This window comes from Streptomyces sp. NBC_00989 (assembly GCF_045162655.1).
Lineage (GTDB): Bacteria > Actinomycetota > Actinomycetes > Streptomycetales > Streptomycetaceae > Streptomyces.
The window spans coordinates 3,870,818-3,894,080 of record NZ_CP108728.1 but is presented as its reverse complement, the minus strand read 5'-3'; the positions used below and the strand labels follow the sequence as shown (position 1 = coordinate 3,894,080).

Annotated in this window: 21 protein-coding genes; 14 read left to right on the top strand and 7 right to left on the bottom strand. The window is 70.5% G+C overall.

Annotation, left to right across the window (positions count from 1 at the left end; all coding sequences use genetic code 11):
- Window position 1 precedes the first annotated feature (1 nt).
- The 4 genes from OG714_RS16650 (at window position 2) to OG714_RS16635 (ending at window position 4,478) form a co-directional block, all read left to right on the top strand.
- Window positions 2-637, top strand: a complete 636-nt coding sequence (locus tag OG714_RS16650; protein ID WP_406121787.1) for a hypothetical protein — start codon at window positions 2-4, stop codon at window positions 635-637.
- A 211-nt stretch (window positions 638-848) separates the two neighbouring features.
- A complete protein-coding gene (locus OG714_RS16645; protein WP_406121785.1) occupies window positions 849-1,034 on the top strand; it encodes a hypothetical protein in 186 nt (61 codons plus the stop codon).
- Window positions 1,035-1,147: 113 nt separating this feature from the next.
- Entirely contained in the window at window positions 1,148-4,219 is a 3,072-nt protein-coding gene (locus tag OG714_RS16640) for an AAA family ATPase (RefSeq protein WP_406131847.1), read from the top strand.
- Window positions 4,220-4,265: 46 nt separating this feature from the next.
- On the top strand, window positions 4,266-4,478 hold the full coding sequence (locus OG714_RS16635) for a DUF6191 domain-containing protein (protein ID WP_406131846.1): 213 nt from the start codon (window positions 4,266-4,268) through the stop codon (window positions 4,476-4,478).
- Here OG714_RS16635 and OG714_RS16630 read toward each other — a convergent pair.
- Both OG714_RS16630 and OG714_RS16625 read right to left on the bottom strand, forming a co-directional pair.
- Window positions 4,435-5,589: a PQQ-dependent sugar dehydrogenase gene (locus OG714_RS16630; RefSeq protein ID WP_406131845.1), complete on the bottom strand. Its 1,155-nt coding sequence runs from the start codon at window positions 5,587-5,589 to the stop codon at window positions 4,435-4,437. The two genes, OG714_RS16635 and OG714_RS16630, sit on opposite strands and share 44 nt — an antisense overlap.
- A 196-nt stretch (window positions 5,590-5,785) precedes the next feature.
- Window positions 5,786-6,784 (bottom strand): aldo/keto reductase, encoded by a 999-nt coding sequence (locus OG714_RS16625; RefSeq protein WP_406121784.1) that lies wholly within the window; start codon window positions 6,782-6,784, stop codon window positions 5,786-5,788.
- A 75-nt stretch (window positions 6,785-6,859) separates the two neighbouring features.
- Here OG714_RS16625 and OG714_RS16620 point away from each other — a divergent pair, with 75 nt between their 5' ends.
- From OG714_RS16620 to serA, 6 genes are all read left to right on the top strand, one after another.
- Entirely contained in the window at window positions 6,860-7,831 is a 972-nt protein-coding gene (locus OG714_RS16620; RefSeq protein WP_406121782.1) for a 2-hydroxyacid dehydrogenase, read from the top strand.
- Window positions 7,832-8,277: 446 nt separating this feature from the next.
- On the top strand, window positions 8,278-11,256 hold the full coding sequence (locus OG714_RS16615; RefSeq protein ID WP_406121780.1) for a putative bifunctional diguanylate cyclase/phosphodiesterase: 2,979 nt from the start codon (window positions 8,278-8,280) through the stop codon (window positions 11,254-11,256).
- A 237-nt stretch (window positions 11,257-11,493) separates the two neighbouring features.
- The gene (locus OG714_RS16610) at window positions 11,494-13,347 is read left to right on the top strand and encodes an acetolactate synthase large subunit (RefSeq protein ID WP_406121778.1); all 1,854 of its coding nucleotides are present in this window, start codon (window positions 11,494-11,496) and stop codon (window positions 13,345-13,347) included.
- Window positions 13,348-13,367: 20 nt separating this feature from the next.
- Window positions 13,368-13,895: an acetolactate synthase small subunit gene (gene ilvN / locus OG714_RS16605; protein WP_033282732.1), complete on the top strand. Its 528-nt coding sequence runs from the start codon at window positions 13,368-13,370 to the stop codon at window positions 13,893-13,895.
- A gap of 111 nt (window positions 13,896-14,006) precedes the next feature.
- On the top strand, window positions 14,007-15,005 hold the full coding sequence (gene ilvC, locus OG714_RS16600; RefSeq protein WP_019068660.1) for a ketol-acid reductoisomerase: 999 nt from the start codon (window positions 14,007-14,009) through the stop codon (window positions 15,003-15,005).
- Window positions 15,006-15,238: 233 nt separating this feature from the next.
- Window positions 15,239-16,828: a phosphoglycerate dehydrogenase gene (gene serA, locus OG714_RS16595; protein ID WP_406121775.1), complete on the top strand. Its 1,590-nt coding sequence runs from the start codon at window positions 15,239-15,241 to the stop codon at window positions 16,826-16,828.
- 85 nt (window positions 16,829-16,913) lie between these two features.
- Here serA and OG714_RS16590 read toward each other — a convergent pair whose 3' ends face one another.
- Window positions 16,914-18,476, bottom strand: a complete 1,563-nt coding sequence (locus OG714_RS16590) for an MFS transporter (protein ID WP_406121773.1) — start codon at window positions 18,474-18,476, stop codon at window positions 16,914-16,916.
- Between the two features lie 97 nt (window positions 18,477-18,573).
- On the opposite strand from OG714_RS16590, the gene OG714_RS16585 reads away from it, so the two are divergent.
- Window positions 18,574-19,149 carry a TetR/AcrR family transcriptional regulator gene (locus OG714_RS16585; protein ID WP_406121772.1) on the top strand — a complete coding sequence of 192 codons (576 nt, stop codon included), beginning with the start codon at window positions 18,574-18,576 and terminating at the stop codon, window positions 19,147-19,149.
- Window positions 19,150-19,170: 21 nt separating this feature from the next.
- Here the strand turns inward: OG714_RS16585 and OG714_RS16580 are convergent, their stop codons facing one another.
- Genes OG714_RS16580 through OG714_RS16565 form a run of 4 tightly spaced genes read right to left on the bottom strand, consistent with a single transcriptional unit; the run spans window position 19,171 to window position 21,366 of the window.
- Window positions 19,171-20,409, bottom strand: coding sequence for an MFS transporter (locus OG714_RS16580; protein WP_406121770.1), 1,239 nt, complete (start codon window positions 20,407-20,409; stop codon window positions 19,171-19,173).
- Between the two features lie 33 nt (window positions 20,410-20,442).
- The gene (locus OG714_RS16575) at window positions 20,443-20,874 is read right to left on the bottom strand and encodes a hypothetical protein (RefSeq protein ID WP_406131844.1); all 432 of its coding nucleotides are present in this window, start codon (window positions 20,872-20,874) and stop codon (window positions 20,443-20,445) included.
- A gap of 40 nt (window positions 20,875-20,914) precedes the next feature.
- On the bottom strand, window positions 20,915-21,184 hold the full coding sequence (locus tag OG714_RS16570; RefSeq protein ID WP_406121769.1) for a hypothetical protein: 270 nt from the start codon (window positions 21,182-21,184) through the stop codon (window positions 20,915-20,917).
- Window positions 21,181-21,366 carry a hypothetical protein gene (locus tag OG714_RS16565; protein ID WP_406121767.1) on the bottom strand — a complete coding sequence of 62 codons (186 nt, stop codon included), beginning with the start codon at window positions 21,364-21,366 and terminating at the stop codon, window positions 21,181-21,183. The genes OG714_RS16570 and OG714_RS16565 overlap by 4 nt, the downstream gene beginning before the upstream one ends.
- 192 nt (window positions 21,367-21,558) lie before the next feature.
- On the opposite strand from OG714_RS16565, the gene OG714_RS16560 reads away from it, so the two are divergent.
- The 3 genes from OG714_RS16560 to OG714_RS16550 all read left to right on the top strand — a co-directional run bounded on the left by OG714_RS16560 (window position 21,559) and on the right by OG714_RS16550 (window position 23,186).
- Entirely contained in the window at window positions 21,559-22,386 is an 828-nt protein-coding gene (locus OG714_RS16560) for a Scr1 family TA system antitoxin-like transcriptional regulator (protein WP_406121765.1), read from the top strand.
- Window positions 22,383-22,616, top strand: coding sequence for a DUF397 domain-containing protein (locus OG714_RS16555; RefSeq protein ID WP_406121763.1), 234 nt, complete (start codon window positions 22,383-22,385; stop codon window positions 22,614-22,616). The genes OG714_RS16560 and OG714_RS16555 overlap by 4 nt, the downstream gene beginning before the upstream one ends.
- 180 nt (window positions 22,617-22,796) lie before the next feature.
- Window positions 22,797-23,186, top strand: a complete 390-nt coding sequence (locus tag OG714_RS16550) for a hypothetical protein (RefSeq protein ID WP_406121761.1) — start codon at window positions 22,797-22,799, stop codon at window positions 23,184-23,186.
- The last annotated feature ends 77 nt before the right edge of the window (window positions 23,187-23,263 follow it).

Genomic DNA, 23,263 nt, shown 5'->3' with positions numbered 1-23,263 from the left:
CATGGGTACCAAGACTGTTGACGAGGCCGCGAACGAGGCCACCGAGGTGAAGAGCGACGCGGAGACCGTCGACGTCACCAAGTCCGATGTGACGAAGACCGATGTCACCACGACCGACGAGGAAGTGACCGGGACGGAAGGCGAGAACCAGCCCGCGGACGAGGTCGAGCACGACGACGACCTCACCGAGGAGGAGTACGCGGCCGAGCTCGCGAAGCTCCGGCACGACGAGGTGGAAGGCCCCTCCGGCGTCGGCCAGGGCGCGGCCGCCGTGGTCTCCGCCGCGCTCGGCTTCATCTCGCTCTCCGGCGGCTGGATCGGCACCGTCGCCGGCGCCCGCGAGACCCTCGTGGGCCAGCTCCACACCGCCTCCACCGCGAGCGTGTCCACCCAGATCAAGGAGGTCTACGGCGATGCCTGGCACACCACCGCGCTGTGGGCCGGCATCTTCGCCCTGGTCGGCCTGCTCGTCGGTGTCGCGGCCCTCGTCCGGCCCGCGTTCGGCACCCCGGGCAAGCCGCAGGCCACCTGGATCAAGTCGGTCGCCTGGTCGGGCGTCGCGCTCGGTGTCGTAGGACTGCTCCTGGCCGTCCTGAAGTACACCGACGTCCTGCTCAGCCTGCCGTCGGCCACCTGACGGCCGGTTCGCGCCACCGCACGTACACCAGGGGTCTTAGGGCCTTCGTAAGCACCTTACGAAGGCCCTAAGACCCCTTACGCATGTCTAAGGCCCGCCCGGCCCCGCAAGATGCGGAACTCTCCCGATGTGGCGGACCCCCCTGGGAGACGAAGGTTGAGGCATCGCAAGAAGCGAAGCCGAAAAAACCGCCTCTTCCAAGGGACTTGAGATGTTCGAGTACGAACTCCACCAGATCCGCTCCGCCGAACTCCGCCGGCAGGCCGCGAACGAGCGCCTGGCCCGCGAGGCCGTCCGTGGCGCCCGCGCCGCCCGCCGCGAGCAGGCCCGCCGGGCCGCCGAGGGCGAGGTGCATACCGAAGGCCCCCGCAGGCATCTGTTCGCCCGCGTCTCGTGACCGTCCGGCCCCGGGAGGACGGCCGTACGGCGCCCGCCCGGCAGGCCGGAGGGGCGCTCCTCCCCGCGGCCGCCCTCCCGAAAACCGGTGCCGCGTTGTCAGACCCGCGTGACATGCTCGCAAGCGTGGAGACCAGGTCCGTCAGTCCGGTCTTCGTCGGCCGGGCCGGCGAACTGGACACGCTGAACGATGCGCTCGCCCGCGCCGCCGCGGGCGAGCCGCAGGCGTTACTGCTGGGCGGCGAGGCCGGCGTCGGCAAGACCCGGCTGGTCGAGGAGTTCGCCACCGCGGCCTGCCGCCGGGGCGCCGTCGTCGCGCTGGGCGGCTGTGTCGAGATCGGCGCGGACGGACTGCCCTTCGCCCCGTTCTCCACGGCCCTGCGCGCGCTGCGCCGCGAACTGCCCGCCGAGCTGTCCGCGGCCGCCGCCGGCCAGGAGGAGGAACTCGCCCGGCTGCTCCCCGAGTTGGCGGAGACGCCCACCGACCGGCGGGCCGGCCGGCACGACGAGGAGGGCATGGCCCGCCTCTTCGAGCTCACCGCGCGCCTCCTGGAGCGCGTCGCCGCCGACCGCACGGTCGTCGTCGCCCTGGAGGACCTGCACTGGGCCGACGCCTCCACCCGCCACCTCCTCGCCTACCTCTTCCGCACCCTGCGCACCGGCCGCCTCGTCGTCCTCGCCACCTACCGCGCCGACGACATCCACCGCCGCCACCCGCTGCGCCCCCTGCTCGCCGAACTCGACCGGCTCCGCACGGTCCGCCGGATCGAACTGGGCCGCTTCAACCGGCAGGAGGTGGGCCGCCAGATCGCCGGCATCCACGCCGCCGAACCCGACCCCGCCCAGGTCGACGAGATCTTCGAACGCTCCGACGGCAACGCCTTCTTCGTCGAGGAACTCGCCGTCGCCGCCCACGACGGCTGCCGCAGCAACCTCACCGACTCCCTGCGCGACCTGCTCCTCGTCCGGGTCGAGTCGCTGCCCGAGAGCGCCCAGCGGGTCGCCCGGATCGTCGCCGAGGGCGGCTCCACCGTCGAGTACCGACTGCTCGCCGCCGTCGCCCGGCTCGCCGAGGACGACCTCATCGAGGCGCTGCGGGCCGCCGTCGGCGCCAACATCCTCCAGGCGGCCCCCGGCGACGACGGCTACCGCTTCCGCCACTCCCTGGTCCGCGAGGCCGTCGGCGACGACCTGCTGCCCGGCGAGCGCTCCCGCATCAACCGCCGTTACGCCGAGGTCCTGGAGGCCGACCCCACGCTCGTCCCGGCCGACCAGCGCGTCATGCGCCTGGCGAGCTACTGGTACCACGCCCACGACGCGGCCAAGGCCCTCCCAGCCGTCCTGGACGCCTCCGTCGCCGCCCGCGGCCGGCACGCCCACTCCGAGCAACTACGGCTCCTGGAGCGGGCGATGGAGCTCTGGGACACCGCCCCCGACGCCGTACGTGCCGGCCTGCGCCCCGTCGACTACACCGAGGTGTACCCGCCCTGCGGCTGCGACCCGGAGACCACACCCCTGCGCTATCTCGACCTGATGGCGGAGGCCGCCGTCGCCGGGCGGCTGAGCGGGGAGCGCGAGCGCGCCCTGAAGATCACCAAGCGGGCCCTGCACCTCCTGGAGGACGAGGGTGACCCGCTGCGGGCCGCCTGGTTCTGGGTGCAGCGCTCCGTCCTGGTCCGGGCCCAGTCCCGCGGCGACGGCTGGCCGGAACTCGCCGCCGCCCAGGAGCTGGTCCGCGGACTGCCGCCCTCCGAGGTGCACGCGGAGGTACTGGCCAAGGTCGCCGGCTGGTCCACGGTGCACGTACCGGGACCGGACGCCTACGTGGCCGCCGAGCGCGCGGTCGAGTACGCCCGCATGGTGGGCGCCCGCGAGATCGAGCTGGACGCGCGCCTCACCCTGGCCGGCCTCATGGTCGTGTCCGGTGACGTCGAGGCGGGCCTCGCGGAGCTGGTCGAGGTGAACGAAAGAACGGTCGCGGAGGGCATCTCCACCGTCGCCGGCCGCAGCTATGTGAACCTTCCCTCCTTCCTCGAAACGGTCGGCCGCTCCCGCGAGGCCGTACCGATCCTGGAGACCGGGATCGCCTTCGCCAGGAAGTTCGGCCAGTTCGACAAAGAGGCCTGGATCTGGGGAAACCTCGCCGAGTCCCTGTTCACCCTCGGCCGCTGGGACGAGGCCGCCGAGGCGGCGACCAACTCGCGGCGCGTGGACCAGAGCGCCAAACCCCGCGGTTTCCACGCCCGGATCCGCTCCGAACTCGCGCTCGCCCGAGGTGACTTGGCGGAGGCCCGTGACCAACTGGCCGCTGCCCGCGAGCACTTCGGCACCCATGACATCGCCCCCCAGCACCATCTGCCGCTGGAGCGGATCGAACTCCAGGTCGCCACCGCCGAGGGCCGTCTCTTCGACGCCCGCGCCACCCTCGAACTGGTCCTGGACTCCGGCTTCCGCCCCGGCACGCACTTCGAGGCCTGGCCCCTGCTGGTGACCGCGGCCGTCGCCGAGACCCAGGCCATCGGTCTGCCCGTCGCCGAGCCCGGCCGCGCCAAGATCCTCGAACGCATCCGGGAGGCCGCCAAGCCGGTCGCCACCAACGTCCCCGTCTGGCGGGCCCACGAACGCTGGCTGCGCGCCGAACTCCTGCACGCCGAGGGCCGCTCCACCCCGGGCGACTGGTCCGAGGCGGTCGCCGCCTTCGAATGCCTCGACCGCCCCTACGACCTCGCCCGCGTCCGGCACCGGCTGGCCGAAGCGCTGCTGTCCGACCCGGACGGGGGTGACGACGAGCGGGACCGTGCCACGGAACTGCTCCGCCTGTCCGCCGCCGTGGCCGACCACCTGGGCGCCCGCCCGCTCGCCGACTCCGTCGCGCTGCTCGCCCAGCGGGCCCGGCTGACCCTCACGAAGGTCCCGGCGGGGAGAGCGGTCTCCGCCGACCCCGCCGACCCGGTCGAGGCGCTCGGGCTCACCAGCCGGGAGCGTGACGTCCTGCGGCTGGTCTCCGCCGGCCGCACCAACCGGCAGATCGCCGAGGAACTCTTCATCTCGCCGAAGACCGCGAGCGTCCACGTCTCGAACATCCTCGGCAAGCTCGGCGTCTCGGGCCGGGGCGAGGCGGCGGCCGTCGCCCACCGGCTGGAGCTGTTCCCGCCCGACCCGCTCACCGTGCGCTCCGCGCGATGAGTCGTACGCTGTAGGGGACCGGCACAGGGGAGGCGCCGTGTTCAACATGTTCGAGGAGTTGTTCTCACCGGGCCGCAAGCACACCCAGGACGAGGCCAACCGGCTTGAGCTGACCAGGGTCGACGTCGCGGACGGAGACCCCGGGCGCGGGCCGATAGACCTGGAGTCCGGCAAGGTCGTCGTACGCCTGCCGGACCCCTCCGCCGACGCGTCCGCTACGTCACCTGAAGCTCAAGAATCCGATCGTCCCCCGACTTAGGCGTGCCCCGGCCGTCCGTGTTGCTGGTGACGAGCCACAGCTTGTCGTCGCCGGCCGAGACCACCGTGCGCAGCCGGCCGTACTCGCCGGTGAGGAAGGCCTGCGGGGCGGCCGACGCCTTGGTGCCGTCCAGCGGGACGCGCCACAGGCGCTGGCCCTTGAGCCCCGCCATCCATAGGGAACCCTCGGCATAGGCGATGCCGCTGGGGGAGGCGTCGTCGGTGTGCCACTGGGTGATCGGGTTGTGGTACTCGGCGTTGTCGCCCTTGCCTTCCGCGTTCGGCCAGCCGTAGTCGTCGCCCGGGGTGATCGCGTTCAGTTCGTCCCAGGTGTCCTGGCCGAACTCCGAGGCGAACATGCGTTGTTTGGAGTCCCAGGCGAGGCCCTGCACATTGCGGTGGCCGTAGGTGTACACCGGCGAGTTCGGGAACGGGTTGCCCGGGGCCGGGTCGCCCTCCGGGGTGAGCCGCAGGATCTTGCCGCCGAGGGACTTCTTGTCCTGGGCCAGGCCCCGCTGACCGCTCTCGCCCGTGCCCGCGTACAGCATGCCGTCCGGGCCGAAGGCGATCCGGCCGCCGTTGTGGATGTAGCCCTTGGGGATGCCCTTGAAGACGGTGTCGGGCGCGCCCAGCTGCTCACCGGCCGGCTTCTTCTCGTCGTACAGCACGCGGACGATGCGGTTGTCCGAGGCCGAGGTGAAGTAGGCGTAGATCATGTGGTCCGAGGCGTAGTCCGGGGAGAGCGCGATGCCGAGGAGACCGCCCTCGCCGGCCGGGGAGACCCCGGACACCTTGCCCAGCTCGGTCTTCTTGCCGGTCTTCTCGTCGATCCGGGTGATCGTGCCGTCGTCGCGCGAGGAGACGAGGAGGTTCCCGTCGGGGAGCGGGGCGAGACCCCAGGGCGTCTTCAGGCCCTCGGTGACCGTGCGCAGCACCTTCACGGTGCCCTTGGCGGGCGGGGTCTGTTCGGCGGCCTGCTGGGAGGGCGAGGCCCCCGTGGCCGTACCGCCGCTGCTGGACGGCGCACTCGTGCCGTCACCCGGAGAGCCACCCCCGTCGGAGGAGCAGCCGGCCGTCAGCAGGAGTGCGGTCACGGCCAGGGCGGCCGACACGACTCGACGTTGCACGATCAGGTCCCTTCGACGGGCGGGTACTCACCAAGTGGGTACGGCGGGTACTTGTGGTGGGCTCACTGCCGGGCCCCGCGGCTGGTTCTACTTTTCATACACCGCTCACACCGCCCGGGTTCCCGATCACCGCGCACCGACGCACGATCGAGCCGTTGCCCTCGCGCGACCGATCCCGCGATCAGTCCCAGGACCCCAACGCCCCCGGCAATTCCGCCACCTCCGCAAGATCCTCCGCCGTCAACCGCAACCCCGTCGCCCCCGCGTTCTCCGTCACCCAGCGCTCGTGCTTCGTGCCCGGTACCGCCACCACATGCGCCCCCTGGGCCAGTACCCACGCCAGGGCCACCTGGGCCGGGGTCGCGTCCGGGCCGTGGCGGCGGGCGACTCGGCGCAGGCCGGCGACGATCGGCTGGTTCGCGGCGGTCATCTCGGCGGTGAAGCGGGGGTGGCGGGCGCGGACGTCGTCCGGTTCGAAGCCCTCGCCCGGGGTGAGGGTGCCGGTGAGGAAGCCGTTGCCCAGGGGCATGGCCGCCAAGAAGCCGACGCCGCGTGCCGCGCACCACGGCAACAGCGCGTCCAGGGCCTCCGGGGACCACACCGACAGTTCGGCCTGTACCGCTGTGACCGGGAACACCTGTTGTACGCGCTGGAGTTGGCGGATCGTTCCGTCATGGAGGCGTGCCCCGGGGCGGCGGGCGGAGCGGGCGCCTACCGCGCAGATGCCCAACGCCCTTACTTTTCCGGCCTGTACGAGGTCCGCCATCGCACCCCACGTCTCCTCGACGGGGACCTCGGGGTCGGCGCGGTGGAGTTGGTAGAGGTCGATCACGTCCGTCTGGAGGCGGCGCAGTGACGCGTCGCACGCTCGTCTGACGTAGCCGGGGCGGCCGTTGGCCACGATGTGCTGTTCGCCGACCAGCAGGCCGACCTTGGTCGACACGAACGCGTCCTCGCGCCGCTCCTTCAACACCCGCCCCAACAACAGCTCGTTGGTGAACGGGCCGTACATGTCTGCGGTGTCCAGCAGCGTCACCCCCAGATCGAGCGCCCGGTGCACGGCCCTGACCGACTCGTCGCCCCGCCGCCGCGACCCGCTGTAGGCCCAGTGCATCGGCATGCAGCCGAGTCCGACGGCCCCCATAGCGAGCGCCCCCGCGCCGATCGTCCTGCGCTCCACCTGCTTGCGACCCTCCCTCTCCGGCCCCCAAACCTAACCTCTGCACGCGCGCGTGCCTGACATAGCCTCCTGACCATGACTGTTGACGTGTGGCTGCCCATCCCGCCGGAGGAGATCGAAGGGCTCCCCGAGGGCCCCAACTACCTGTTCTGGGACGGAGGTGAGGACGGCGCTCAGGAGTTCCCCGGTGATCCCGCGGACTGTGTCCTATACGTCGTGCCGTACATGAAGCGTCATCCCGTGAAGACGCGACCCCTGGAGCAGATGCGGAATCTGCAGGTCATCCAGACGCTCACCGCCGGGATCGACGACATGACCGCGAGCCTCTCGTCCATCGTCCCGGGGGTGCGGCTCTGCAACGCGCGCGGAGTGCACGAGGCGAGCACCGCCGAACTCGCGCTGGCGCTGACCCTCGCCTCGTTGCGCGGTATCCCGGGGTTCGTGCGGGCGCAGCAACAGGAGCACTGGCAGGGCGACTTCCACCCGGCGCTCGCCGACCGGTCCGTCCTCATCGTCGGCTACGGGGCGATCGGTTCCGCCATCGAGGACCGGCTCACTCCCTTCGAGCTCGCGCGGGTGGCGCGGGTGGCGCGCTCCGCGCGTACCACCGCGCGCGGGCCGGTGCATCCGCTCGCCGAACTGCCCGCCCTGCTCCCGGAAGCGGACGTCGTCATCCTGTCCACGCCCCTGGACGAGAGCACCCGTCACCTGGTCGACGCCGAGTTCCTGGCCCGGATGAAGGACGGTGCGCTGCTGGTCAACGTGGCCCGCGGTCCGGTCGTCGACACCAAGGCGCTGCTCGCGGAGCTCGAAAGCGGCCGTATCACCGCGGCGTTGGACGTCACCGACCCCGAACCGCTGCCCCAGGGGCACCCGTTGTGGCAGGCGCCCGGCGTGCTGATCAGTCCGCATGTCGGCGGGCCCACCTCGGCGTTCCTGCCGCGTGCAAAGCGTCTGGTTGCCGACCAGTTGGGGCGATTCGTGAACCGGCGGCCGCTGCGCAACGTGATCCTTACGACGGGCGAAACGGGGAAGCCGGGGAACTAGCCGCAACAGGCGGGTAATCCGCTTCCAGTACCCTCCGCAACCTCCCGGAAGCGCGGCGTGTACGCATCTCCGCTGGTCGTTACGGAGCGTAGAGGAACTATGTCCCTGAGTGACGAGACTGGTGTATCGTCCCGGCAGGGGCTGCGCCGCGCACCGTTCGGCGCCGGGGATGGACATTTCAGACTGTGAGGGGGGCGACGGGCGATGCACGGCCTATGGACGAGCGATCCGACGCGGCGGGGCCGCCGACGGCGACCCTGGCGCACCGCCGCGCGCAGCCGCGGCCAGCACGCCGACCACTGCGGTCACGGCGCGCATGGCGGCCGCGGCGGACAGCACGGCAACCACAGCCATCCCCACCGCAGGCCCAACAGCCGCCGCAGGCACGCTCATCCACCGCACCGGGGCCCGCGGGACCCGGGAGCGACGCGGACCGGGAGGGCCCGGTGAGTTCGCCACCGTCTCCGACGACCACCCTCAACGGGGCGCTCCGGGACCGGACTTCGCCGGGAGCGCGGCAGCCACGACCGCCGGGAACGAGCGGCGCGTGGAGCCTGGTCCAGCAACTCGTCCTGGCCCTGGTGTGCGCGGGATACGCCGTCGGTTCCGCGCTCGACTGGGGGTCCGCCCAACTCGCCCTGATCATGGGCGACTTCGGGCTCAGCGCGGCAGCCGGTACCGCCGCCGTCTCCTGCTTCCTCTACGCGCGAAGCCGCCGTATCCGCTTTCGACCCGCCTGGCTGCTGTTCTCGCTCTCCTCGGCGATGGCGGCGCTGGGCAACGGGGTCTGGGGGTGGTACGAGGTCGTCCTGGAGCGGCCCGTGCCCAGCCCCAGTTTCGCCGATCTGTTCTTCCTGTGCTTCGCGCCGCCCGCCATCGTCGGACTCCTGGTCCTCGCCAAGAGGCCTGTCACGAAGGCCGGTTGGGTCTGTCTGGCGCTGGACGCCTGGCTGATCGGGGGCTCGCTGCTCACGCTGTCCTGGAGCCTGGCGCTGGCCCAGGCCGCCAAGTTCGACGGACCCAGCGTGGCCCACACCGCGCTGTCGCTGGCGTACCCGCTGCTCGACATCGCGCTGGTCAGCATGGTGCTCGCGCTGCACTTCCGGCGCTCCTCGGTCAACCGCACCGCGGTGAACACCGCGATCGGCGCGCTGGCCCTGACCGTGATGTGCGACGCCCTGTTCACCTCGCCGCTGCTCCACAACAACTACCACTCGGGCCAGTTGCTCGACGCGGGCTGGTTCGCCGGCTCGCTGCTCCTCGCCTACGCCCCCTGGGCCGCGCCCCGGCACACCCAGCCCGAGGGCGACGGGCACACGCGCGTGGTGCACGAGCACCGGCCCGGACAGCGCACCGGCGTCCAGCCGCAGGCCGCCGCGCCGGGCGCCGACCAGGGGCGGTATCCGGTCACCCGGCCCATCGCCGGTTCGCTGGCCGCGCTCACCCCGTATCTCGCCGCCGCCGTCTGCACGTTGGGGATTCTCTACAACGTCCTCAACGGCCGCAGCCCCGACCGCGTGGTGCTCATCACCGCGGGCTGCGTGGTCCTCGCCCTCGTCGTGCGCCAGGGCATCATGCTGCTCGACAACATCACCCTCACCCAGGAGCTGGCGCAGAAGGAGAACCACTTCCGCTCCCTGGTGCAGGGCTCCAGCGACGTCATCATGATCGCCGCCCCGAACGGCATCCTCCGCTACGTCTCCCCGGCCGCCGCCGGTGTCTACGGCAAGGCCGCGGAGGAGCTGGTAGGGACCGAACTGGCCTCGCTGATCCACCCGGAGGACCTCGGCTGTGTGGTGCACGAGGTGCGCCGCTTCCTCACCGCCAGCCCCTTCGAGGAGTCCACCACCCGCATCGAGTGCCGCTTCCGCTCCGGCGACGACGGCTGGCTGAACGTCGAGTCGACGGTCAACCGCCACCACGGCGGCCTGATCTTCAACAGCCGGGACGTGACCGAACGCGTGCGCCTCCAGGCGCAGTTGCAGCACAACGCCGAGCACGACCCGCTCACCGACCTGCCCAACCGCGCGCTGTTCACCAAGCGCGTCCAGCAGGCCCTCTCCGGCCGCCGCTCCACCGACCGCGGCACGGCCGTCCTCTTCATCGACCTCGACGGCTTCAAGGCCGTCAACGACACCATCGGCCACCAGGCCGGGGACGAACTCCTCATCCAGGCCGCCCGCAGACTCGACGGCGCCGTCCGGCACGGCGACACCGCGTCCCGGCTCGGCGGCGACGAGTTCGCGGCCCTGATCGTCGGCGACGGCACCCGGGACCGCACCGCCCGCGAGCGGCACATCATGGAGCTCGCCGACCGCCTGCGCATCACGCTGTCCCAGCCGTACCTGATCGACGGCAACGATGTCCGCGTCGCCGCCTCCATCGGCGTCGCCTTCGCCGAACCGGGCCTGGGCGCGGGTGAGTTGCTGCGCAACGCGGACCTCGCGATGTACCGCGCCAAGGGTGCCGGCAAGGGCCGGGTCGAGCTGTACGCCCCGCAGATGCAGCAGGACGTCGTACGGAAGGCGGAGCTGGCCACGCGGCTGCGGGCCGCGCTGCACGACGGGGAGTTCGCGCTGCTGCACCAGCCCGTGGTGTCGCTGGTGGACGGCCGGATCGCGTCGGTGTCCACGCAGGCGCGCTGGCGGTCGTCGCAGGGAGTGCTGTTCACGCCGGCCGAGTTCCTGCGGGTGGCCGAGGACAGCGACAAGACCGCCGAGCTGGGCCGCTGGATGCTGGAGGAGGCCGTGGAGCAGGCCGCCGAGCGCACCGCGACCGGGCTCGCCGTGTCCGTGGCCGTGCGGATGAGCGCCCGGCGGCTGCTGGACCGCTCCATGCCGCTCGGCTCGATCGAGGCCCTGCTGACCCGGCACGGGCTGCCGTCGGGGTCGTTGGTGATCGAGCTGTCCGACACCGATCCGCGGGTCTCCCTGGACGAGCTGGAGCGCCGGCTGACCGCGCTGCGGCGGCTCGGCGTCCGGATCGCCCTCGACGGCTTCGGCAGCGGCTACGCGGCCATCACGACGCTGCGGCGGCTCCCCGTCGACGTACTGAAACTGGACCGCAGTCTGGTCGAGGGCGTCGTCGAGTCCGCGCGGCTGCACAAGATCACCAGCGGGCTGCTGCGGATCGCCTGCGACCTCGGCCTCCAGTCCGTGGCCGACGGGGTCGACCTGCCGGAACAGGTGGTCGCCCTGCGCGCGATGGGCTGCACGCACGGACAGGGCATGGCCTTCTCCGCGCCGCTGGACGAGTACCGGCTGCGCCGGGCCCTGTCCCGCGGTCACTATCCGGTGCCGCACGGCCCGGCCGAGCCCGCGTTCGCGGGTGGCGGCGCGGGGGTGTACACCAGTGGTGTGCCCGTCGTTCTCGGGGGTGGAACAGCCCTCCGCTCACATAATGAGACTCCCGTCCCACCCACTTGACAGTGGATGCGTGCCGGGGGGAGGGTCAATGCCATGCGCACCCGAATTCTCGTACTTGGAAAGCGCGTCGGCTGAAGCTGGTGACGTCCGGACGGACCCGGAACTCCCAGCGACCGCACCCGGCGCGCTCCCCTCGCTTGCCTCACGGCACGAGGGGTTTTTTGTTGCACAGGAACCAGTCGTGCAGCAGCAGAACCCCGCACAAACCTCGCAAAAACCCTCAGCATCGAGAAGAGAATGACGATGACCGAGCAGGCCACCGGGGCCCATCCGCAGCCGCGGCCCCGATCCGGAGGACAGCAGTCCGCCCCCGAGCACGTCACGGGCGCGCAGTCCCTCATCCGCTCTCTCGAGGAAGTCGGGGCCGACACGGTATTCGGCATCCCCGGCGGTGCGATCCTTCCGGCGTACGACCCGCTGATGGACTCGACGCGGGTGCGTCACGTGCTGGTCCGCCACGAGCAGGGCGCGGGCCACGCGGCCACCGGCTACGCGCAGGCCACCGGGAAGGTCGGCGTCTGCATGGCGACCTCAGGGCCCGGCGCCACCAACCTGGTGACCCCGATCGCCGACGCGCACATGGACTCGGTGCCGCTCGTGGCGATCACCGGGCAGGTCGCGTCCAAGGCGATCGGCACGGACGCCTTCCAGGAGGCGGACATCGTCGGCATCACGATGCCGGTCACCAAGCACAACTTCCTGGTCACCAAGGCCGAGGACATCCCGCGCGTCATCGCGCAGGCCTTCCACATCGCCTCCACCGGCCGCCCCGGCCCGGTGCTGGTCGACATCGCGAAGGACGCCCTCCAGGCGAAGACCACCTTCTCCTGGCCGCCGGTCATGGACCTGCCCGGCTACCGCCCGGTGACCAAGCCGCACGCCAAGCAGATCCGCGAGGCCGCCAAGCTGATCACCGCCGCGAAGCGGCCCGTCCTCTACGTCGGCGGCGGTGTCCTCAAGGCACACGCCACCGCCGAGCTGAAGGTCCTCGCAGAACTCACCGGAGCGCCCGTCACCACCACCCTGATGGCGCTCGGCGCATTCCCCGACAGTCACGAGCTGCACGTGGGAATGCCGGGCATGCACGGTGCGGTCACCGCCGTCACCGCGCTGCAGAAGGCCGACCTGATCGTCGCCCTCGGAGCCCGCTTCGACGACCGCGTCACCGGCAAGCTGGACAGCTTCGCGCCCTTCGCGAAGATCGTCCACGCCGACATCGACCCGGCCGAGATCGGCAAGAACCGCGCCGCCGACGTGCCGATCGTCGGTGACGCCCGCGAGGTCATCGCCGACCTCGTGCAGGCCGTGCAGAAGGAGCACAGCGAGGGCCACACCGGCGACTACAGCGCCTGGTGGAAGGACCTCAACCGCTGGCGCGAGACGTACCCGCTCGGCTACGAGCAGCCCGACAACGGCTCGCTCTCCCCGCAGCAGGTCATCGAGCGCATCGGCCAACTCGCCCCGGAGAACACCATCTTCGCGGCGGGCGTCGGCCAGCACCAGATGTGGGCCGCGCACTACATCCAGTACGAGAAGCCCGCGACCTGGCTCAACTCCGGCGGCGCCGGGACCATGGGCTACGCGGTCCCGGCCGCGATGGGCGCCAAGGCCGGAGCCCCGGACCAGACGGTCTGGGCGGTCGACGGCGACGGCTGCTTCCAGATGACCAATCAGGAACTGACCACCTGCGCCCTGAACAACATCCCGATCAAGGTCGCCATCATCAACAACGGCGCCCTCGGCATGGTCCGCCAGTGGCAGACGCTGTTCTACAACCAGCGCTACTCCAACACCGTGCTGCACAGCGGCCCGGAGGCCGACGGCAAGCAGCCCAGCGCCGGCACGCGCATCCCCGACTTCGTCAAGTTGTCGGAGGCGATGGGCTGTTACGCGATCCGCTGCGAGTCCCCCGACGACCTCGACAAGGTCATCGAGGAGGCGAACTCGATCAACGACCGCCCCGTCGTGATCGACTTCATCGTCCACGAGGACGCCATGGTGTGGCCGATGGTCGCCGCCGGCACCTCGAACGACGAGGTCATGTTCGCCCGGGACGTCCGCCCCGACTTCGGCGACAACGAAGACGACTGAGCGAGAGAGACGAAAGAGAAATGTCCAAGCACACGCTCTCGGTCCTGGTCGAGAACAAGCCAGGTGTCCTCGCCCGGATCACCGCCCTGTTCTCCCGGCGCGGCTTCAACATCGACTCCCTCGCGGTCGGCGTCACCGAACACCCCGACATCTCCCGCATCACGATCGTGGTGAACGTCATCGAGGCACTCCCGCTCGAACAGGTCACCAAGCAGCTCAACAAGCTCGTCAACGTGCTGAAGATCGTCGAGCTGGAGGCCGGATCGGCCGTTCAGCGCGAACTCGTTCTGGTGAAGGTGCGCGCCGACAACGAGACGCGCTCCCAGATCGTCGAGATCGTCCAGCTGTTCCGCGCCAAGACGGTCGACGTCTCCCCGGAGGCCGTCACCATCGAGGCCACCGGCTCCAGCGACAAGCTGTCCGCCATGCTCAAGATGCTGGAGCCGTACGGCATCAAGGAACTGGTCCAGTCCGGCACGATCGCGATCGGCCGCGGCGCCCGCTCCATCACCGACCGCTCGCTGCGCGCGCTCGACCGCTCCGCGTAGACCCGTGTGCGGGCGGCCCCGGCCGCCCGCATTCCGAGACCCCCGAACTTCGATTCCCACCGCCGTCATACGGTGGGACGCAACACCTGCACTCCAAGGAGAGAACCCAAAGTGGCCGAGCTGTTCTACGACGCCGACGCCGACCTGTCCATCATCCAGGGCCGCAAGGTCGCGGTCATCGGCTACGGCAGCCAGGGCCACGCCCACGCGCTGTCGCTCCGTGACTCCGGCGTCGACGTGCGCGTCGGTCTGCACGAGGGCTCCAAGTCCAAGGCGAAGGCCGAGGAGCAGGGCCTGCGCGTGGTGACGCCGTCCGAGGCCGCCGCCGAGGCCGACGTCATCATGATCCTGGTGCCGGACCCGATCCAGGCCCAGGTCTACGAGGAGTCCATCAAGGACAACCTGAAGGACGGCGACGCGCTGTTCTTCGGCCACGGCCTGAACATCCGCTTCGACTTCATCAAGCCGCCGGCCGGCGTCGACGTCTGCATGGTCGCCCCCAAGGGCCCGGGCCACCTCGTCCGCCGCCAGTACGAGGAGGGCCGCGGCGTTCCGTGTATCGCGGCCGTCGAGCAGGACGCGACGGGCAACGGCTTCGCGCTCGCGCTGTCGTACGCGAAGGGCATCGGCGGCACCCGCGCCGGCGTCATCAAGACGACCTTCACCGAGGAGACCGAGACCGACCTGTTCGGTGAGCAGGCCGTTCTCTGCGGTGGTACAGCCGCGCTGGTCAAGGCCGGCTTCGAGACGCTGACCGAGGCCGGTTACCAGCCCGAGATCGCGTACTTCGAGTGCCTCCACGAGCTGAAGCTCATCGTCGACCTCATGTACGAGGGCGGCCTGGAGAAGATGCGCTGGTCGATCTCCGAGACCGCGGAGTGGGGCGACTACGTCACCGGCCCGCGGATCATCACGGACGAGACCAAGGCCACGATGAAGCAGGTCCTCGCCGAGATCCAGGACGGCACCTTCGCCCGTGAGTGGATGGCCGAGTACCACGGTGGCCTGAAGAAGTACAACGAGTACAAGCAGAAGGACGCCGAGTCCCTGCTGGAGACGACCGGCAAGCAGCTCCGCAAGCTGATGAGCTGGGTCGACGAAGAGGCGTAAGTCCGAAGGGCCGAGGGGCCGGAGCGAGCGCTCCGGCCCCTTTGTCCAACCCGTCCAGCCTCGGACGGGTGATCCTTCCGCAGAGGCGCAGGACGACTGTCGGAGCGCCACTACACTGCCGTACTACATACGCGTCAGGCCCACAGCGTCGTGCGTCTCCACGCGGCCCGTACCTCCACCGCCTGCGGCCGTCGGGACGGCCGTCCGCACGCAATGGACTTGTGAGGACTCACGTGAGCTCGAAACCTGTCGTACTCATCGCTGAAGAGCTGTCGCCCGCGACGGTGGACGCCCTCGGCCCGGACTTCGAGATCCGGCACTGCAACGGCGCCGACCGGGGCGAGCTGCTCCCCGCGATCGCCGACGTGGACGCCATCCTGATCCGCTCGGCCACCAAGGTCGACGCCGAAGCGGTCGCCGCCGCACGGAAGTTGAAGGTCGTCGCACGAGCCGGCGTCGGCCTCGACAACGTCGACGTGTCCGCCGCCACCAAGGCCGGCGTGATGGTCGTCAACGCCCCCACCTCGAACATCGTCACCGCCGCCGAGCTGGCCTGCGGTCTGCTGCTGGCGACCGCACGCCACATCCCGCAGGCCAACGCCGCGCTGAAGAACGGTGAGTGGAAGCGCAGCAAGTACACGGGCGTCGAGCTGGCCGAGAAGACCCTCGGTGTCGTGGGTCTGGGACGTATCGGTGCCCTCGTGGCGCAGCGGATGTCCGCGTTCGGGATGAAGGTCGTCGCCTACGACCCCTACATCCAGCCCGCGCGGGCCGCCCAGATGGGCGTCAAGATCCTGTCGCTCGACGAGCTGCTCGAAGTCTCCGACTTCATCACCGTGCACCTGCCCAAGACCCCCGAGACGGTCGGTCTGATCGGCGACGAGGCGCTGCGCAAGGTCAAGCCGACCGTGCGCATCGTCAACGCCGCGCGCGGCGGGATCGTCGACGAGGAGGCGCTGTACTCCGCGCTCAAGGAGGGCCGCGTCGCCGGCGCCGGACTCGACGTGTACGCGAAGGAGCCCTGCACGGACTCCCCGCTGTTCGAGTTCGACCAGGTCGTCTCCACCCCGCACCTCGGCGCCTCCACGGACGAGGCGCAGGAGAAGGCCGGTGTCTCGGTCGCCAAGTCGGTGCGCCTCGCGCTCGCCGGTGAACTCGTCCCCGACGCGGTCAACGTCCAGGGCGGCGTCATCGCCGAGGACGTCAAGCCGGGCCTGCCGCTCGCCGAGAAGCTCGGCCGCATCTTCACCGCCCTCGCGGGCGAGGTCGCGGTCCGCCTCGACGTCGAGGTCTACGGCGAGATCACCCAGCACGACGTCAAGGTGCTCGAACTCTCCGCGCTCAAGGGCGTGTTCGAGGACGTCGTCGCCGAGACCGTGTCGTACGTCAACGCTCCGCTGTTCGCGCAGGAGCGGGGTGTCGAGGTACGGCTGACGACCAGCTCGGAGTCCGCCGACCACCGCAACGTCGTCACCGTGCGGGGCACGCTCGGCAGCGGCGAGGAGGTTTCGGTCTCCGGGACGCTCGCCGGTCCGAAGAACCTCCAGAAGATCGTCGCGGTCGGGGACTACGACGTCGACCTCGCGCTCGCCGACCACATGGTGGTGCTGCGGTACGAGGACCGTCCGGGCGTCGTCGGCACGGTCGGCCGTGTCTTCGGTGAGGCCGGGATCAACATCGCCGGTATGCAGGTGTCGCGGTCGGTGGCGGGCGGCGAGGCGCTGGCCGTGCTGACCGTCGACGACACGGTCGCCGCGGGTGTGCTGGCGGAGGTGGCCGAGGAGATCGGCGCGACGTCGGCCCGTTCGGTGAACCTGGCCTGACGCTCCTGTCCGACGTTTGACGAGAACGCCGGGCGGGTTGAGGAGATGATCCTCGACCCGCCCGGCGTTTCTGTGCAGTCGGGGATCATGCCTCGGCCTTCTGCGGCTCCGCCGCGACCGGCTCGGGTGCCTGCACCTGGATGCCCCGCAGGGTCCGCGCCGCCGCGAACGCCGCCCCCAGCAGCAGCACCGCACCCGCGATAGCCGCGCCGTGCATGCCGTCGGTGAAGGCCTGTCGCGCGGTCGCCGTCAGGGCATCTCCCGCGTGCCCCGGCAGTTGGCGGGCGACGGCCAGGGCGCCGCCGAGGGTCTCGTGGGCCGGGGCGGGAGCCGAAGTCGGGATGCCGTGGCGGTAGATGGCCGTACCGATGGAGCCGAGGACCGCCATGCCGAGGGCGCCGCCGAACTCCGCGCCCGTTTCCATCAGGGAGGACGCGACGCCCGCCTTCTCGACCGGTGCGCTGCCCATCGCGAGGTCCATGATCTGGGACATCACCATGACGATCCCGGAGGCGAGGACACCGGCGGCGGCCAGGGCCGGCCAGAGGGAGTCGGTGCCGGTGAGGGCGAGCATGCCGTAGCCGCAGGCGGCGAGTGCGAAGCCCGACGCGACCACGTAGGCGCGGTCGACTCCCCTCTGTACGAGGGTTGTTGCGAGCGGGGCCGCCATGCCGATCGGTACCGAGGGGAGCAGTGCCCACAGGGCCGCCTCCAGCGGACTCTTGCCGAGCACCGACTGGAGGTACTGCGTGGTGAAGAGGGCCGAGCCCATCATGCCGAAGGCGGAGACGAGGTTGAGGACGACGGAGGGGGCGAAGCCGCGGGCGCGGAAGAGGGTGGGGTCGATCATCGGGGAGGCGGTGGTGCGCTGGCGGTGGACGAACAGGGCCGCGAAGAGCAGGCCTACGGTGATCGAGACGACGTACTGCGCGTGCCAGCCCTCGGAGGGGATCTCCTTGAGGCCGTAGATCACGGGCAGGACGCCGGCCAGGGACAGCGGGACGCTCGGCCAGTCGAAGCGGCCGGGGGCGGGGTTCTTCGACTCGGGGAGCAGGAACGGGCCGATCAGGAGCAGCAGCGCCATCGCGGGCAGGTTGATCAGGAAGACCGAGCCCCACCAGAAGTACTGGACCAGGACACCGCTCAGCACCGAGCCGAGCGCGACGCCCGCGGTCATCACGCCGGACCACAGACCGATCGCCTTCGCGCGCTGGCCGGGGTCGGTGAACATCGTGCGCAGCAGCGCCATCGTCGAGGGCATCAGGGTCGCGCCGCCGATGCCGAGGACCGCGCGGGCGGCGATGAGGGTCTCGGCGCTGTTCGCGTACGCGGCGGTCAAGGACGCGGCGCCGAAGGCCGCGGCGCCGATCAGGAGGAGCCGGCGGTAGCCGATGCGGTCGCCGACCGAGCCCATCGTCATCAGCAGGCCGGCCAGGACGAAGGCGTAGATGTCGAAGATCCACAGCTGCTGGGTGCCGCTGGGCTCCAGGTCCGCGCTGATCGCCGGGATGGCGAAGTAGAGGACGGAGACGTCCATCGAGACGAGGAGCAGGGGGAGCATCAACACGCCGAGGGCGGTCCATTCGCGGCGTCCGGCGCGGGAGTTGGGGGTGCTCGGAGGGTTGTGCGAGTGCGTCGAGTTCGTCATGACTGGGAATGTACGCGCGTATTAAACGTGTGTCTATGACGCGTGTGTAAATCACTCGTCTGGGACGGATGTATGGATCGGCGGTAGGCTGGCGCGCATGGGACACCGTGAGGATCTGCTCGAAGGCGCGAAGCGCTGCCTGCTGGAGAAGGGGTTCGCGCGCACGACGGCGCGCGACATCGTGAAGGAGTCGGGGACGAACCTCGCGTCGATCGGCTACCACTACGGCTCGAAGGACGCGTTGCTCGCGCAGGCGTATGTCGCGTTGGTGGACGACATGTCCTTCGAGTGGGGTGGCCAGTTGGGCGGGGCGCCGGGTTCGCTGGAGCGGTTCAGGGAGCTGTGGTCGAACGTCGTCGCCTCCCTGCGCGAGCCGGGCTCGATGTGGCGGCTCAGCGCGGAGATCATGACGATGGGCGACCAACTCCCGGAGGCGCGCGACCAGTTGTCGCGTGCGCAGCGCGAGGGCGGCCGAGGGCTGGTCTCGCTGCTCATGGGCGTACCGGAGGAGGAGGTGTCGGACGAGACCGCCGACACGCTCGGCGCGTTCTACATGGTCGTGATGTCCGGTCTCATCATGCAGTGGACCTTCGACCCGAAGACCGCGCCGGACGCCGGTCAACTCACCGAGGGGCTGCGGCAGGTGCTGGAGGGTGCGCGGAAGTCACAGTGATCCGGCGGGTGTGCGGGTAAGTCACTGTGATCCGGCGGGTGTTCGGCGGTCCCGCAGCGCCGGTGCCACCGCCCCCAGCATCAGCAGCGCGGTCAGCGCGAAGGCCCACGGGTAACCCGTCAGCCCCGCCGCGATGCCGAAGCCGGCCGCGCCTACGCCCATTCCGCCGTCGTAGGCCAGGTTCCACAGGGCGCTGACCGTGCCGTACGAGGCGGCGGAGACGCGGGTGTACATCAGGGCCAGCGTGGCGTTCTGGGTGATGCCGAAGCCCGCGCCGAACAGGGCGGTGCCCGCGATGACCGCTACTGGGTGGGCGGTTGGGGCGATGACCAGGACGCCCGCCGCCGACAGGAGCAGGCCGGGGAGGACGAGCCGCGCGCTGCCGTGGCGGTCGCCGTGGCGGCCCGCGAGCCAGCGGGTCAGGGTCGAGGCGGCGGTCTGCATGAACAGCGCCACCGCGACGATCCCGGCGGACGCAGACGGGACGGCCAGCGGCAGGAAGGTGACGAGGATGCCGGCGGCGGTTGCGGTGGCCGCGAAGACCAGGACCGGCCGGAGCAGCACGCCCGTGCGCAACCCCCGTACGACACCCAGCGGTTGCTCGGAACGGTCCGCCCGGTCCGCTCGGTCCGCTCGGTCCGGCAGTCCGAGGACGAAGACGATCGCGGCCAGCGCGGCGAGGCCACCGGCGACGGCGACCGGGCCGTAGCCCACGCGGTCGGCCAGCCAGAGTCCCAGCGGCAGGGCGACCAGCGACGGCACGCCGGACACCACACCCACCAACGCGAGCCCCTCGCCCCTGCGTTCGTCCGGGATCAGTGACGCGGTGAGGGCGCCGCCCGCGACGATCGTCAGCGCGAAACCGAGTCCGCGCACGAAGCACACCGCCGCGATCCAGGCGGCCTGTCCCGAGACGGTCAGGACCAACGCCGGGGCGCCGAGCAGGAACAGCCCGGCGATCAGGGTGAGTCGATAGCCGAAGCGGCCGACGAGCCGGGGCGTCACCAACTCCCCGAGAACCGTCGCGAGCATCAACGAACCGGTCGCGAGCCCCGCAGCGCCCACGCCGCCCCGCTCGGCCGCGTAGGCCGGTACGACCGAGAGCAGCAGGAAGAAACTGAGACTGGCGCCGACCATGCTGATGAAACGGAGGAGAAGGGGGCGGGTGAGGAGCGAGGGGCGTGGGCCCGAAGCGGCGTCAGGGGCAGGGGAGTTGGGGGTTGTGGGGGTCGGGGAGTCGGAGGCCGGGCCGGTCGTCATGGCATCGACACTAGGTTCCGACCGGACCGCCGGTCAGCTCCAATTCCGGGCCACTGGACCGGTCGCTCCGTTGAACAGCCTCCAGTGGCCCTCGGACACGACCTCGACGCCACCGCCGTCGGTCACCTTGATCGCGGTCTGCGCGTCGATGGCGTACGCCGGACCCTGTAGCCCCGCGGCCCAACGTTCCGCCTCGGCCATGGTGTTGTCCGGGCAGTCCGGGTTGTCGAGGTGCGGGAAGAGGGAGAAGTCGACGACTCCCAGCGCGCTGTCGTCACCGGTGGGCGGCTTCCAGTCGACGAAGGCCTCTCCGATGCGGGGAGTCAGTTCGCCGTACGGGCCGCCGTATCCCGCGGTGGGGATGCAGAGGGCGTCGGCCTCGGCGATCGGTTTGCCGAGGAGGTCGACCAGGGCCGCCAGGATGCTCGCGTTCCTGACGCCGGAGTCGGTGAGGAGAAGCTTCATCACGTCCCCATGCTCAGTGCACAACTGCCTTTTGCGGTAGTCATGTTGGACCCTCCTCCCACATCACCCACGGCCGTTCGATCACTTCGGCGTAACCGGTGTGCCCGGGGTGCTCGCGCAGATGGGCGAAAGCCCAAGTCTGGGGTTCTGTCGGGTCGTTGCTCGGGGGCGAGGTCGCGGCGCACTCGGTGTCGTTGTCCCTGAGCGCGAGGCAGCGGAACGCGTAGGCGACCGGTGGGGCGTCGGTGTCCTGGTCGGGCCGTAGCGTCCAGTTGACGAAGCGGAACGTGCGGCGGATCGGGACGGTCACAACACCTCACCTCGGCTTCGGGCGTTGGCGCGGGCGGTCTCGGCGCGGAGGCGTTGTTCGGGGGTCAGGGGTCGTACGTCCTCGGGGGACACCGTCCATTCCGTGCCGCCGGTGACCCTGCGCAGGGACCACGCGCCGCACCACTCGCCGCGGAACTCCCCGATCCGGCCCTGCGCGTCCACAACGAGGGTGCCGACAGGCGGAATTGGTGGATTCGGTGAAATGGCCGGAGGGGGCTCGGATCTCACGGGTACGTTCTCGTCGGGCACGGTCGCTCCTCTCCGTAGCGCTTCCACTACTCAGAGGTTGAGCGTGACCGGCGGCGGGGAACCATTCAACTTGTCGGACGGGAACGAAAGGTTGGTGAAAGTCCCTTGAACCGCAGGGAATTGGATCCCGACAGCTCACCCCAGGCGGCGTTCGGCGCGCGTTTGCGCAGCGCACGGGAGGCGCGTGGGTGGACGCAGGAGAAGCTGGCCGAGGAGATGGGGTACTCCAGTACGCACATCTCGTCGGTCGAGGTCGGGCGCAAACTTCCTACCTTGCGTCTCGCGCGTAGTGCCGACGCCGCGTTGGGGACGGGCGACATGTTCGAACGCGCCTGGCGCAAGGTGCGGCACGCCGGACTCCTGGAAGGATTCCCGCAGTTCATCGACCACGAGGCACAGGCGGCCGAGATCCGGCTGTACGAAGTCGGTGTCGTCCCCGGTCTGCTCCAGTCACCGGACTACGCGGCCGTCCTCGCGCAGGGTGCCGTCAAACGCGGAGCCATCTCGGACGACCAGGCCGAGGAACGTGTCACGCTCGTCGCGGAACGGCAGGCCACGCTCGACAGGACGCCCTCGCCGTTGGTCTTCGTCGTGCTGGACGAGAGTTGTCTGCGGCGGCCCGTCGGTGAACCCGCCGTCATGGAGGCCCAGTTGGCCAGGCTCCTCGAATTCGCCGAACTGCCCAACACCGTGCTTCAGGTCGCCCCCTTCGCCATGGGGGAGCAGAGGCCCTTCGACCTTCCGGTGTCGCTGCTGACCCTGCCGGACCGCACTCTCGTGTCGTACGCCGAGTCCGCCCATCGAGGGCATCTGGAACGGGAAAGCGCGTTCGTACTGCCGATCCTCACGGCCTACCATCAGCTACAGGCCCATGCCTGCTCGCAGGCCGAATCCGTGGCCATGATCAGCCAGTTACGAAAGGGCACCCCGTGACGACCGAAACCCCACAGTGGTTCACGTCCTCCTACAGCAACAACGGCGGCCAGTGCCTGGAGGTCGCCACCAACCTTGTCGCCTCGCGCGGCGTGGTCCCCGTCCGCGACTCCAAGAACCCTGGCGGTCCGGTTCTCGGCCTTCCGGCCGGTGCCTTCTCCTCCTTCGTCGCGAGCGTGCGGACGGGACAGTTCGACACAGGCACCGGCATCGACACCGCCGCTGTCTGACCGGCCCGCCCCTCAACTCCCCTGGCCCCGCCCCGCCTTCGGGCCGGGGCGGGGTTGTCTCGTGACGTCACCCACACGAGCGGTATCGCCGTCGTTCACTCGTACGGCCCCTGCGGGGCGTTCCGTGCCTCCTCCATGATCACCGTGCAAGCAGGCACCGCACGGAACGAGGAGCAGGCAGTGAACGTACGGAAGAAGATCACCATGCTGGCCATGGCGGGCGCGCTGGCGCTGGGGATGGCCTCGGCGCAGTCGCCGGCGAGTGCCACCTCGGCCGCCACGCCGGGGAAGTCCGCGAGGGCCGAGTGCGGTGTCCGTTCCGACGCCCGGCTGTACTGCGGCAACAAGGCCGGTGCGAAGGGGTACGCGGACCGGTCCTACCGCTCCGCGACCCGGGGCCAGTTGAACGGCACGTTCAGCTGGTTCCAGTGTTGGGGCCACGGCGACCCGCACCCGGGCGGCAACGACATCTGGTACTGGACCCAGCTGGACAACGGCGCCTGGGGCAACGTCCCCGCGGTCGACGTCTCCACCGGCCAGGACCCGGCGCCCGGTCTGCGGCAGTGCTGAAGCGCTGAAGTGCGGCAGTACTGAAGTGCAGCAGTACTGAAGTGCAGCAGTACTGAAGTGCAGCAGTACTGAAGAGC

Bases quoted from the DNA above. Each gene is read 5' to 3' on its own strand.
- OG714_RS16650 (WP_406121787.1), top strand. From the start codon at position 2: ATGGGTACCAAGACTGTTGACGAGGCCGCGAACGAGGCCACCGAGGTG.
- OG714_RS16645 (WP_406121785.1), top strand. From the start codon at position 849: ATGTTCGAGTACGAACTCCACCAGATCCGCTCCGCCGAACTCCGCCGG.
- OG714_RS16640 (WP_406131847.1), top strand. From the start codon at position 1,148: ATGCTCGCAAGCGTGGAGACCAGGTCCGTCAGTCCGGTCTTCGTCGGC.
- OG714_RS16635 (WP_406131846.1), top strand. From the start codon at position 4,266: ATGTTCGAGGAGTTGTTCTCACCGGGCCGCAAGCACACCCAGGACGAG.
- OG714_RS16620 (WP_406121782.1), top strand. From the start codon at position 6,860: ATGACTGTTGACGTGTGGCTGCCCATCCCGCCGGAGGAGATCGAAGGG.
- OG714_RS16610 (WP_406121778.1), top strand. From the start codon at position 11,494: ATGACGATGACCGAGCAGGCCACCGGGGCCCATCCGCAGCCGCGGCCC.
- ilvN (WP_033282732.1), top strand. From the start codon at position 13,368: ATGTCCAAGCACACGCTCTCGGTCCTGGTCGAGAACAAGCCAGGTGTC.
- OG714_RS16590 (WP_406121773.1), bottom strand. From the start codon at position 18,476: ATGACGAACTCGACGCACTCGCACAACCCTCCGAGCACCCCCAACTCC.
- OG714_RS16585 (WP_406121772.1), top strand. From the start codon at position 18,574: ATGGGACACCGTGAGGATCTGCTCGAAGGCGCGAAGCGCTGCCTGCTG.
- OG714_RS16580 (WP_406121770.1), bottom strand. From the start codon at position 20,409: ATGACGACCGGCCCGGCCTCCGACTCCCCGACCCCCACAACCCCCAAC.
- OG714_RS16575 (WP_406131844.1), bottom strand. From the start codon at position 20,874: ATGAAGCTTCTCCTCACCGACTCCGGCGTCAGGAACGCGAGCATCCTG.